The sequence below is a fragment of the Acidobacteriota bacterium genome, from assembly GCA_040754075.1.
In the GTDB taxonomy this organism is placed as follows: domain Bacteria; phylum Acidobacteriota; class Blastocatellia; order UBA7656; family UBA7656; genus JBFMDH01.
This window is the reverse complement of the sequence record JBFMDH010000060.1, coordinates 1-11,713: the sequence shown is the minus strand read 5'-3', so window position 1 is coordinate 11,713 and position 11,713 is coordinate 1. Positions and strand designations below refer to the sequence as shown.

At 46.4% G+C, this 11,713-nt stretch carries 11 protein-coding genes; 10 read left to right on the top strand and 1 reads right to left on the bottom strand.

The genetic code is table 11. The annotated features are described in order from the left end of the window. Positions 1–263: 263 nt before the first annotated feature. The 9 genes from AB1757_30965 (at position 264) to AB1757_30925 (ending at position 10,115) form a co-directional block, all read left to right on the top strand. Complete coding sequence (locus tag AB1757_30965; GenBank protein MEW6131491.1) at positions 264–3,038, top strand: Ig-like domain-containing protein; 2,775 nt, start codon at positions 264–266, stop codon at positions 3,036–3,038. 177 nt (positions 3,039–3,215) lie between these two features. Beyond that, complete coding sequence (locus tag AB1757_30960) at positions 3,216–4,358, top strand: acyl-CoA dehydrogenase family protein (protein ID MEW6131490.1); 1,143 nt, start codon at positions 3,216–3,218, stop codon at positions 4,356–4,358. Between the two features lie 91 nt (positions 4,359–4,449). After that, the gene (gene meaB, locus AB1757_30955; protein ID MEW6131489.1) at positions 4,450–5,394 is read left to right on the top strand and encodes a methylmalonyl Co-A mutase-associated GTPase MeaB; all 945 of its coding nucleotides are present in this window, start codon (positions 4,450–4,452) and stop codon (positions 5,392–5,394) included. Positions 5,395–5,458: 64 nt separating this feature from the next. Next, positions 5,459–5,872 (top strand): methylmalonyl-CoA epimerase, encoded by a 414-nt coding sequence (gene mce, locus AB1757_30950; GenBank protein MEW6131488.1) that lies wholly within the window; start codon positions 5,459–5,461, stop codon positions 5,870–5,872. After that, positions 5,869–7,152, top strand: coding sequence for a peptidylprolyl isomerase (locus tag AB1757_30945; GenBank protein ID MEW6131487.1), 1,284 nt, complete (start codon positions 5,869–5,871; stop codon positions 7,150–7,152). The genes mce and AB1757_30945 overlap by 4 nt, the downstream gene beginning before the upstream one ends. Next, positions 7,082–7,813, top strand: a complete 732-nt coding sequence (locus tag AB1757_30940) for a GNAT family N-acetyltransferase (protein ID MEW6131486.1) — start codon at positions 7,082–7,084, stop codon at positions 7,811–7,813. The genes AB1757_30945 and AB1757_30940 overlap by 71 nt, the downstream gene beginning before the upstream one ends. Before the next feature lie 4 nt (positions 7,814–7,817). Then, positions 7,818–8,690 carry an S-methyl-5'-thioadenosine phosphorylase gene (locus AB1757_30935; GenBank protein ID MEW6131485.1) on the top strand — a complete coding sequence of 291 codons (873 nt, stop codon included), beginning with the start codon at positions 7,818–7,820 and terminating at the stop codon, positions 8,688–8,690. Positions 8,691–8,769: 79 nt separating this feature from the next. Continuing rightward, positions 8,770–9,180, top strand: coding sequence for an outer membrane protein assembly factor BamD (bamD, locus tag AB1757_30930; protein MEW6131484.1), 411 nt, complete (start codon positions 8,770–8,772; stop codon positions 9,178–9,180). Next, a complete protein-coding gene (locus AB1757_30925; protein ID MEW6131483.1) occupies positions 9,180–10,115 on the top strand; it encodes a PfkB family carbohydrate kinase in 936 nt (311 codons plus the stop codon). Before bamD ends, AB1757_30925 begins: the two co-directional genes overlap by 1 nt. A 69-nt stretch (positions 10,116–10,184) precedes the next feature. On the opposite strand, the gene AB1757_30920 is transcribed toward AB1757_30925, so the two are convergent. Next, complete coding sequence (locus AB1757_30920; protein MEW6131482.1) at positions 10,185–10,586, bottom strand: hypothetical protein; 402 nt, start codon at positions 10,584–10,586, stop codon at positions 10,185–10,187. Between the two features lie 140 nt (positions 10,587–10,726). On the opposite strand from AB1757_30920, the gene dapF reads away from it, so the two are divergent. Beyond that, complete coding sequence (gene dapF, locus AB1757_30915) at positions 10,727–11,584, top strand: diaminopimelate epimerase (protein MEW6131481.1); 858 nt, start codon at positions 10,727–10,729, stop codon at positions 11,582–11,584. Positions 11,585–11,713 lie beyond the last annotated feature (129 nt).

Here is an 11,713-nt window from a genome sequence, read left to right as displayed (position 1 = left end):
CTCATCATCTCCAAAGTTTCGATTTGTGGAAAATGAGATACTACGGAGTCAACCGCGCTTTGGCTATGCTCAAGCGCGGTTATTATTCTATTGGCGGGTCTTAGCATTTATGACCACGCCTCAATTAAATTGTTTCAAAATTATTGCGGTAATTTAATTGTTGTGAATCGTGTTGATTCATTCATCGGATGGTTGTTAATATTTTACGGCTCACCTCAATTTATTTGCCTCCGTTACATTTCATAAAAAAGGTAGGACAAATCATGATGTCTGGAATACGCCTCAACTTTCTAAATAAAAATCGCTCACTTGTCATTTTGGGTCTCATGCTTTTCACGCTCATGACGTCTGTCTATACGTTACGCTCAACGGCTCAGGAGGTTGCTCCTCAAGCCTTCGTTCACGTTGACCTCGCCACCACTACGGCAGGAGTGACCGTTCTCGGCGCAAACGATAATGATAAAATTAGCGGAAATGGAACCCCGGATACATTCACAACCTTGCCGAGATCACAACCACTGGTTTCCGGTGATTTCAATGGCGACGGCAAACTCGATATAGCCATCGGCGCACCTGAAACCGATTATACGCCGTTGACCTCGCCACCCTCTCCGAATCGCGCCAACACTGGGGCGGTTTATATTATTTTTGGTCGTGATGGCTTTACCACCGCCACAACTTTTGATGCCAACCTGCTTTCGCTAACCCAACCGGATATTCAAATCTATGGCGCTGTCAGTGAAGACCATGTGGGATTCGCTTTGGCTACCGGCGACATCAATGGCGATGGTCGCATCGATTTATTAATCGGCGCGCCGGGGGTTGACGCGCCGGGGATGACGGCAAGGGCAGATAGCGGGGCTACCTACATTATGCTCGGGGCGGCAGATTTGATGCCCAAGACTATTGATTTATCAGTTGCCAACGCCATCAACATCGTTATCTATGGTGAACGCGCCGGTGACCAATTCGGGACTTCGGTTGCCGCAGGCGATGTAGGTGGGGGCAATACAACAACCGATATTATCGTCGGTGCTCCGCTAAACAAAGGCGCCGCAGACGACCGCACCGATGGGGGTGCAGCTTATGTGATTTTCGGTGGCACAGATTTAACCCCCAATCCCACGACTTCGACCCGGGTTATTGACCTCGGTATTGTTTCCGCAAACGTAAAGATTTTTGGCAATGCCGGAAGCAAGTTAGGTAGCACGGTAGCCGTTGGCGATCTTAACGCCACGCCGCCGGGTGATATTGTTGTCGGCGCAATCAACGCCAACCGTCCGGCACCAGGCGCGCTTGATGATACCGGCGCGGTCTTTTCGGTTTTTGGCGGAAGTGGACTAAACCCACCTGTTGGACAACAATTCCGCACTATTGATATTGCCGCCGCTCAACAAAATTTATCGGTTTATGGCGCAGATGGCGGCGACCTGCTCGGCGCTTCGGTTGCTGTTGGAGATGTTACGGGTGATGGAATCGCTGATTTGGTTATCGGCGCGCCAGATGGTGATGGACCAACCGAAACCCGATCAAACAGTGGTGAAGCCTATTTGATTAAAGGTGCAACCACACTTGATGCAACCCGAATTGATGTATCTCCCTTAACCGTTGATTTGACGATTTACGGCGCGGCGGTTGATGACCATCTGGGGTCGCACGTTGCGGTCGGACGATTGAATACCCCGCTAAACATGGACGGCGTTGCCGAACTCATTGCCGGCGCTCCCGGCGCACAAAATAATCGCGGTCAGGTCTCGGCATTTTACGGCGGCGATTCTTTAACGGTCGTCTCCACCAGAGATGTTTCCCTAGGTCAAGAGGATTACCGGGTCAGTGGCGCAGCCAATGGCGATGAACTGGGGTGGTCTTTCGCAGCAACCGATTTGGATAATAATGGTGGTGGCGATTTGGCAATCGGCGCACCTTTTGCTGATGTCACAGGTGGGCTGGGTCGAACCAACGCAGGTAAAGTCTATGTTATTCTCGCTTCGATTGCTGATGTGCCGCCCGTGAATAATCCGCCGACAGTTCAGGTGACTTCACCAAATGGTGGACAAACCCTTCAAGGCGGAAATCCATTTAATATTGCCTGGACAGCAACTGACCCGAATGGCGATAACACCATCATGAAATTTGAAATCCGCCTGTCAACCGATAGCGGCAACACCTTTAATACGCTTATCACATCTGATGTTGCAGGCGATGCGCGGAGCTTTTCCTGGAATGTGCCAACCGGATTAAATACGACGACTGCACGCATACAGGTTATCGTTACGGACAACACCTCCCTGACCGGGCAAGATGCCAGCGATGCCGATTTCACAATTACCGATGTCGGTATTCTCATCACCTTAAACACGCCCAATGGCGGTGAACAATTAAAATTCGGGCAAACCTATCCAATCACCTGGTCAGTTCCGGCAGTCACGGCTGCACAGGTAAAAGGCTTTGACCTATTCCTTTCGACCGACGGCGGAACCAACTTTAATGTCCCGATAGCCTTTAATCCCTTGACTCCGGCGATTGCTGCCGATGTCAGAACCTTTGAATGGACGGTTCCAAGTACCTGTTCGACCACCGCACGGGTTTTGGTTATCGCAACCAGTCTGACAGGCGCGAGGTCATCCGATAGCAGTAATACCAATCTTTCAATCACCGGATTTGGGCCAACCGTTGCAACCGATGGATTATTTTTAGATGAAACTGCGTCAAGAATGATTTTACTCACTACCGCTCCTACCGGCGGGACGGAAATTGTGTTCACGGCTGACTCAGTCATTGAAATCTCAAGCGATGAAGCGGGGACAGCCTTCTTCACTTTCTCGAAACCCTTCAAGTTGAAAAAGCAAGGGAAAAAAGTTGTCAGCAAAGGGGTCATCAATAATCAGGAACTCGGTGCCTTCTTCCCCAATGGCGCGACCCGAGTTTTAAAATTGACCAATCCTCCCTGTGGCATCAGTGTGTTAAAAATCAGACGCCAAGGTGATGTATTTGTCATCGTTCCCTTAGCTGCGGCGGAAGAATCTCCACAAGATTAACCTCATCCTCAGCAAAGCCGGCTGAATATTCAGCCGGCTTTGCTGAATTCCCAACCCGATTTCCCACCTTTTTTAAATCCATGTCAAACTCCGCACATGATTTTTTCAGATTCCGTGTGTACAATGTGAAGTTCTAATTTAAAAATATTTTCAGCCGCTGAATGGATATTATTGCCTATGAATTTTGAGTTGAATGAAGAACAGCAACAAATCAAATATTCGATTCGCGAGTTTGCCGAAGCCGAGCTTCGCCCACATGTTTTAGAATGGGATGAATCACAACATTTTCCAATCGAACTGCTGCCCAAATTTGCCGAACTCGGCTTACTGGGCATCATTTTTCCCGAAGAATATGGCGGCGCGAATATGGGCTATATCGAGTATGCGACGATTATCGAAGAACTCGCTCGCGTTGACCCGGCGGTCGGGCTTGCCATTGCTGCACATAATTCGCTCTGTTCTAATCATATCTATATCGCTGCAAATGAAGAACAACGACTGAAATATTTAACCCCACTGGCGAAAGGTGAATACTTGGGTGCCTGGGGGCTTACGGAACCCAGTTCCGGCTCTGATGCCAGTTCGATGAAAACTGTCGCGGTGAAAAAAAATGGCGGTTGGGTTTTAAATGGCTCAAAAAATTTCATCACCAATGCGACCTTTGCCGGAACCACGGTGGCACTGGCAATCACCGACCGCACTACCGGAAGCCACGGCATATCGGCGTTTATCGTTGAGCGCGGAACCCACGGTTTTTCGATTGCCAAAAAAGAGAACAAACTCGGCATGCGCGCCAGCGATACGGCGGCTCTGGTTTTTGATGACTGTTATATTCCCGATAGCAATTTAATTGGCGAAGCCGGGCAAGGATTCGTCCAAGCAATGAAGGTTTTGGATGGCGGGCGAATTTCGATTGCCGCGCTTTCCGTCGGCATCGCGCAGGGAGCGTATGAAGCGGCGGTTAAATATGCCAAAGAACGTTTTCAATTCGGTAAACCGATTGCCGAATTTCAAGGCATTCAGTTCAAGCTTGCAGATATGGCGACGCAAATCGAAGCCGCGCGGTTGCTGACGCTTCGCGCTGCAAGTTTAAAGAATGAGGGGAAAGTGGTAACCAAAGAATCATCAATGGCAAAACTTTACGCCAGCGAAGTTGCTGTCAAAGTCGCTGAAGAATCGGTGCAAATTCATGGCGGCTATGGATACATCAAAGATTACCCTGCGGAAAAATATTGGCGCGATTCAAAATTATGCACCATCGGCGAAGGCACCAGCGAAATTCAACGCACGGTAATTGCCCGACAAATTTTAAAAGCTTGAATGGTAATGGAAAATATTAAACCGGGTAGATAATCAAATCGGATATTGCGAAATTCAGTGTAACGACAAACTATCCGGTTAATGACTCAGAATGATTGCGATAGAAAAGATTCTCAGCGGCAACAAACTGGCAATCGCGCGCGCCATCAGCATTGTAGAAGATGCCCGTCCCGAATCTTTACCCTTACTAAAAGAAATATTTCGCCACACCGGCAAGGCGCTGGTCATCGGGATAACCGGAGCGCCGGGCGCGGGTAAAAGCACATTGGTTGATCGCCTGGCTTTTCATTATCGCCAGCAAGGAGAAAAGGTCGGCATCATTGCCGTTGACCCTTCAAGCCCGTTCACCGGGGGCGCGATTTTAGGTGATCGCATCCGTATGCAGAACATGGCGACCGATGAGGGCATTTTCATTCGCAGCATGGCGTCACGTGGAAATCTCGGCGGTTTGGCGCGCGCCACGGTTGATGCGGTGGCAATTTTAGATGCCGGGGGGTTTAGCAAAATCATTGTGGAAACGGTTGGCGTCGGGCAGGACGAAGTTGATATAGTCAAAACCGCAGACGTTACGGTCGTTGTGTTGGTTCCCGGAATGGGCGACGATATTCAGGCAATCAAAGCTGGCATTATGGAAATCGGCGATATTTTCGCCATTAATAAAGCTGACCGCGATGGGATTTTAAGAACCCAACGCGAGTTGGAGATGTTGCTTTCTATCACGGAACGCGCCGATGGCTGGAATCCGCCCATCGTCAAAACGATTGCCACACAAGACAGTGGCATCAATGAATTATCAGAGGCGATTTCTCAATACAGCCAATTTATCGCATCAAATTCTGAGAAGGCAGTTGCCCGACGATTGAAAATTGCCAACAGCCGAATTGTTGAATTGCTGCGCGACCGTTTATTGAAAATCGCTTTACAAAAAGTAACCAACGAAACTGAGCTAATGGAATTTTCGAGTGCGGTCGCTGAACGTCGCCGCGACCCATACTCGATAGTGGATGAAATTGTTGAGCGCCTTGGAATTTGGTAGAAGGAAATTAAAGATGGTTAAGAAAACAACCTCTTCCTTCTCAATGAAACGTTAAAGAATTAATATGAAAATTGATCATCTCGGAATTGCCGTTCGTTCAATTGAAAACTCCCTGAAATTTTATCGCGATGCGATGGGGCTTGTACTCAACGGCACAGAACGCGTCGAAGACCAAGGAGTAACGGTTGCGCTCCTGCCTGTTGGCGAGTCACGAATCGAGCTACTGGAGCCATTTTCAGAGGATACGGTCATTGGGAGATTCCTTGCCAAACGTGGCGAGGGACTCCATCACATCTGTTATGAGGTTGAAAACCTTGAAGCAAAATTGACTGAGTTGAACGCTCAGGGTATTCGCGTATTAGACGGTTATCCGCGACCCGGCGCTGAAGGCAAGCTGGTGGCATTTTTGCATCCCGCTGACACAGGCAGCGTGCTTATCGAATTATCAGAAACTATTAATCATGAGGAGAATAAATGAAAATATCAGGTAAAGCGATTGCAGCAATCGTCGTTGTCGCGGCACTGGCTGTCGGCGCTTTGATTGCCCAAAAAACATCGACTGGTTCATCATCAACATCTTATAACTTGTCAAAGCAAGACATGGAATTATTGGTGAGCGAAGTGCTGCCCCCGAGCCAGGCGGCTCAGCTCAACACCAACCCCGAATCGAAACAGAATCTGGTCAAACGTTTGAAAGAATTATTGGCTTTGGCACAGGCTGCCGAAAATAAAGGATTGGCAGAAAAACCTGAAGTTCAAGAACAATTCAAACTCCAATCCGATTTTGCACTGCGTGAAGCCTACGAGAAAAAACATCCCGAAGTCAAAATCACTGACGACGACATCAATAATTACTATGCGTCGAATCCCAAAGCCTTCGACAATTTTCTCGAAGCCAATCCGCAATTCAAAGCGCAAGCCCAGGGCCCGCAAGCTGAAGGAATAAAAAAAGAATTTGGCACATTAAAAATCCTTGCCGACAAAGCGCGTCAGGAAAAACTGGATCAAGACGGCGCTACCAAAATTAAAGTGTTAATCGGTCGCAGCGAAGCTTTGGCGCGCGCTTATGTGACCGATTTGCAACAGAGCAAAGACCTGGTTCCCGAAGAAGAGATTCAGCGCTATTACAATGATAATCCGGCTGAGTTTGAAGAAGTGCGTGCCCGCCATATTCTGGTAAGCACTTCACCCGAAGAAGCACCGGCAGATGAAAAAAGTAAAGACGCCAAACCGAAAGCCTTGTCAAAAGAGGAAGCCAAAAAGAAAGCGCAAGCCTTACTTGACCGAATCCGCAAAGGTGAAGACATCGCCAAATTGGCAGGCGAAAACTCCGATGACCCAGGTTCAAAAACTCAGGGCGGAGATTTAGGTTATTTCACCAAAGGGAAAATGGTAGAAGAGTTTTCCAACACGGCTTTCAGTTTGAAACCGGGTGAAATCAGCGATCTGGTCGAAACCCAATTCGGTTATCACATCATTAAGGTTGAAGACCATCGCACCAAACCGCTTGATGAAGATACTAAAAAAGAAATCACTGATAAGCTGAAACAGAAAAAGGTTGAAGAACACATCAAGCAACTGGCGGAAAACAGCAAGATTCAGGTTGCTGAAGATTTTGAAGTGAAAGTAACGGCTCCTCCGGCACCAACAATGTCCTTACCGCCAACACCGCCGGTCAACGAAGAGGGTGAGGGCGCAAAGAAAGAGGCTCCTGCCAAAGAAACCAAACCTGCTGCGAGTAAAGATAAAAAGAAATAATGATCCTAATCCAACCACAGTCATGATTCTGATTTCGATTAATCAGAATCATGACTGTGGGTTACCCTACTCATTCATGCCAGAAATTGAGACCGCCAGATTGCGTTTACGCCTTTGTTCAAAAGGCGACCTCGATAATTTATTCAAGATTCGCGCCGACCGCGAGGTGATGCGCTTTATCGGCGACGGAATGCCACAAACCTTTAATCAGGTGAAAGAATTATTGATTGAGATTGAAAAGCACTGGATTGCTTACGGATTCGGGCGCTGGGCTATCACCATAAAACCCAGTGATGAAATTATCGGTTTATGTGGTTTGACCTTCCTTGAAAAATCCGATGAAATTGAAATCGGCTATTTATTGTCGAAACCATTTTGGGGTAAAGGCATCGCCACTGAAGCTTCAAGGGCTTGTTTGCGATACGGGTTTGAAAATATAAATTTAGAAAGAATCGTTGCGGTAGCCTATCCTGAAAATTCTGCATCTCGAAAGGTTTTAGAAAAAATCGGTTTGAAATATGTAAAAACTGCAAGGTTTTATGATGGTATTCTGGCTTATTATGAGATGTTGCGAAAAGACTATCATTCGGATCATTCATTTTTTCTCATTCATGATTCAACCTCAAAAAAATTAAGAAACATCAAATCTCAAGGAGACTAAATTAGTGAATAACGTAAAAATCGGTGTAATCGGCGGCAGTGGGTTATATCAAATCGAAGCGCTGACGGATGTTGAAGAGATTAATCTGGAAACTCCGTTTGGCAAACCTTCAGATGCATTTATTGTTGGGAAATTAAATGATGTGCGGGTGGCTTTTTTACCGAGACACGGTCGCGGACATCTGTTGACGCCTACCGAAATTCCCTTTCGCGCCAATATCTATGGAATGAAATTGCTGGGGGTTGAATGGATTATTTCAGCAAGCGCCGTGGGGTCATTAAAAGAAGAACTCAAACCGATGGACATCGTTTTTCCAGATCAGTTTTTTGATCGCACACGGCAACGAGCTTCAACATTTTTTGGAAATGGGATCGTTGCCCATGTAAATTTCGCCGACCCGGTTTGCCATAAACTCTGCGATATTCTCGAAGACACCGCCAGACAGGTAACCTCCGGAATTGAAATTCATCGCGGCGGCACCTATCTCTGCATGGAAGGCCCGGCTTTTTCGACACGTGCCGAATCGGAGACTTATCGTTCTTGGGGAATGTCGGTTATCGGAATGACCAATTTGCAGGAAGCTAAACTCGCTCGCGAAGCGGAAATCTGTTATTCAACGATGGCTCTGGTGACGGATTATGATTGCTGGCATACCGACCACGATTCGGTTACCGTCGAGATGGTGATTGAATACCTCAATCGCAATACCGAAAATGCTAAAAAAATTATCATCGGGGCGGTTGAGCGATTAGCCAAAGAACAACCCGAATGCGATATTAAGCATTCGTTGAAAAATGCTATTCTTACTCAACGAGACAAAATTTCTGCGGAAGCGAAGGAACGTCTCGCCGCCATCATCGGCAAATATGTGGAATAAAGCCATCTCCACCGTGCGGAGATGATGTTCAACGGGTTGATTAACTCGATTTCTGATTTGTCAAAGAGGTGAAGTAGTGATGACAAAACATTGCACGAAAATTTGGTTCTCAGGTTTAATTTTGGTTTTTGCCAGTGTCGGGGTTTTTGCCCAGGGACCGGTTAAGGGTCGCGTTGAGCCGAATCGCGATCCGGCATTAGAGATTGAAGCTAAACACAATCTTGATGTTGCCAAATATTACATCACCCGTCGTAAAGCTTATGCCGGAGGCATTGAACGGCTTGAAGAAATCATCAATACCCATCCCGAATTTTCGCGAATGGATGAGGTTCTCTTCTATCTCGGCGAAGCCCATTTTAAATTGAATAAATTTGAAAAAGCCGAAGATTTTTATAACAAATTGCTCAGAGATTATCCTGAAAGTGAATATGTGAAAAAGACTAAAGAGCAGGTCGAAAAATTAAAATCTACAAAAGAGGGAAAGTCTTAATGTCAATATTAGTGGTTGGTTCGGTCGCCTTTGACGCGATTAAAACACCGTTTGGTGAACGAGAAAAAATTCTTGGCGGGTCAGCAATGTATTTCAGTGTTGCCGCCTCTTTTTTTACCGATGTGCGAGTCGTTGCGGTTGTGGGTGATGATTTCGGCGCAGACGAAGAGGCGGTTTTTCAAAGCCGTCAAATCGATATTTCAGACCTTGAACGGGTCAAGGGACAAAATTGTTTTTTCTGGAGCGGCGAGTATGGCTATGACCTGAATGTCGCGAAAACCCGCGATACGCAGTTAAATGTTTTTGCAGATTTTCAACCGAAACTTTCCGAAGCTGCTAAACAAACGCCATATCTTTTTCTCGGCAACATTCAACCGAAATTACAAAAAGAGGTTCGCGAACAGGTCGGCGCAAAACTGATTGCTGCCGATACGATGAATTACTGGATTGAAAGTTATAAAAGCGATTTACTTGATATGCTGCAAGGCATCGATGTCTTAATTATCAATGATGCAGAGGCGCGTGAACTTGCCGGAGAAGCCAATTTGATTAAAGCGGCGCGGACGATCTTAACATTGGGGCCTAAACGGCTGGTCGTAAAACGTGGTGAATATGGCGCAGCGATGTTTACCGACAACACTTATTTTGCAGTTCCGGCTTATCCGTTGGAAGAAGTTTTCGATCCGACAGGTGCCGGCGATACCTTTGCTGGTGGATTTATGGGTTATATCGCAGCCGCAGATTCAACCGATGAAGCGACGATGCGACGGGCAATTATTTATGGTTCGGTGATGGCTTCCTTTAATGTTGAGAAGTTCAGTTGTGAACGCACCCGGGAGTTGACCAACGAAGAAATCAGTTCGCGATTTCGAGAATTACGAGCAATAACCCATTTTGAAGAGGTTGAAATGCCTTTACGGCTTGCGGTTCGATAAGGCAATAAAAAGAGCAAGCCGATTGCGCCTCCGGCGTGCTCTAAGTTTTCATTAATTGTCGCTTATTTTTTATTCGATGATGCAAGAGCAAGGCTTTAACCCCCTTGCTTTTGCAGCCTCCTCACTAAGAGCGATACGAGAATTCTGCTCGGTAAGATGTTTGATTGAATGGAAAAATTTTTTATCCGAAACCGATGCATAAACCAGTCGCGCGGGCTTTACAGAGGTCTTCGTTGCTCCACCAGTCGCCATCGCATTGACTTTTGTTGATGCGTCGTTATTGACAATGAAATTTTGTTTGGTGCCGGTGTTTAAGGAGTTTTTCCTGATGAACGTTCCATTTTTAACATACGATAGGATTGCCCATCCCAGACAGAGAATGGCAGTAAAAAAGATAACCGAAAGCAGTCTACCGAAAATCAGGAATGGTTGTACCTGCCGTGTGGGAACTTGATAGATAACGCTGGGCATTGAAAAGGCTCCTTCAGTTTTAATTGAAAAACTGTGAGGTTGAAAGCCGCACAATATCACAGGCAACCGGGTGGGTCAAGGTGATGCAGAATGCCATTTTAAGTAAATATCCGTTCTTAAATCTAACTTGGTGAAAACGCTTGAAAAATATTAAATTTACTAAAGTTCAAGGACTGGGGAATGATTTTTTAATTATTCCGGTTGATGATGTCAGCAATCTTAATTCCCCCGGTGACCTCGCGATTAAAATGTGTGAGCGTAATTACGGCGCGGGAGCGGATGGCATCATTTTCGTAGCCCCGTCGCAAAATCCTAATGCTGATTTTACCTCCAGAATCTTTAATGCCGATGGGAGTGAGCCTGAAATCTCAGGCAACGGCACGAGGTGTGTGGCGGCATACTTATACCATCAAAACCGATGGGCAGAAAGTGAAGTTAAAATAAACACGGTTGCCGGGATAAAAACCGGAAGGTTGGTGTCTCGCGATGAACTGCAATACGAATTTGAATTCGATATGGGAGCGCCAAAGTTGACGAGTGCGGAAATTCCCATCATTCTCGATTCCCCTCTTTCTCAGGTCGTCAATCATCCCTTAAAAATGGGAGGAGATATTCAACGTATAACCTGTGTTTCGATGGGCAATCCCCATTGCACAACCTTCTGGTCATCCTTTGATGATGTCAACATCGATGAATTAGGACCGCTTTTGGAGCATCACCCGGCATTTCCGATGCGCACCAATGTCGAATTCGTCCGTATCATTTCTCGAAATGAAATCGAAGTCCGGTTCTGGGAAAGAGGCGTAGGTAGGACGCTATCATCAGGAACAGGGTCAAGCGGAGCTAGTATCGCAGCAATGTTGAACGGATTTGTTGATCGGAATATTTCGGTTAAAACACAGGGTGGAACTCTGAAAGTTCATTGGCGTGATGATAATCTGGTGATGCTCACAGGGTCAGCAGCTGCCATCTATGAAGGGATTTGGTTAGCCAAGTAAACAAGTACACCGTTTTCTAAGTTTTTACGTCTTTTAGTCATTTAGTTTTATCATGAAAAAAGAACATATAAAACTAAGCGAAAAAGATGAGAGTTATTTGACAGCCCTGATCAGCAAAGGTCAACAAAA

What these genes read in the sequence shown, in the direction of transcription:
- AB1757_30965 (MEW6131491.1), top strand. Translation starts at nt 264, where the DNA reads ATGATGTCTGGAATACGCCTCAACTTTCTAAATAAAAATCGCTCACTT.
- AB1757_30960 (MEW6131490.1), top strand. Translation starts at nt 3,216, where the DNA reads ATGAATTTTGAGTTGAATGAAGAACAGCAACAAATCAAATATTCGATT.
- meaB (MEW6131489.1), top strand. Translation starts at nt 4,450, where the DNA reads ATGATTGCGATAGAAAAGATTCTCAGCGGCAACAAACTGGCAATCGCG.
- mce (MEW6131488.1), top strand. Translation starts at nt 5,459, where the DNA reads ATGAAAATTGATCATCTCGGAATTGCCGTTCGTTCAATTGAAAACTCC.
- AB1757_30945 (MEW6131487.1), top strand. Translation starts at nt 5,869, where the DNA reads ATGAAAATATCAGGTAAAGCGATTGCAGCAATCGTCGTTGTCGCGGCA.
- bamD (MEW6131484.1), top strand. Translation starts at nt 8,770, where the DNA reads ATGACAAAACATTGCACGAAAATTTGGTTCTCAGGTTTAATTTTGGTT.
- AB1757_30925 (MEW6131483.1), top strand. Translation starts at nt 9,180, where the DNA reads ATGTCAATATTAGTGGTTGGTTCGGTCGCCTTTGACGCGATTAAAACA.
- AB1757_30920 (MEW6131482.1), bottom strand. Translation starts at nt 10,586, where the DNA reads ATGCCCAGCGTTATCTATCAAGTTCCCACACGGCAGGTACAACCATTC.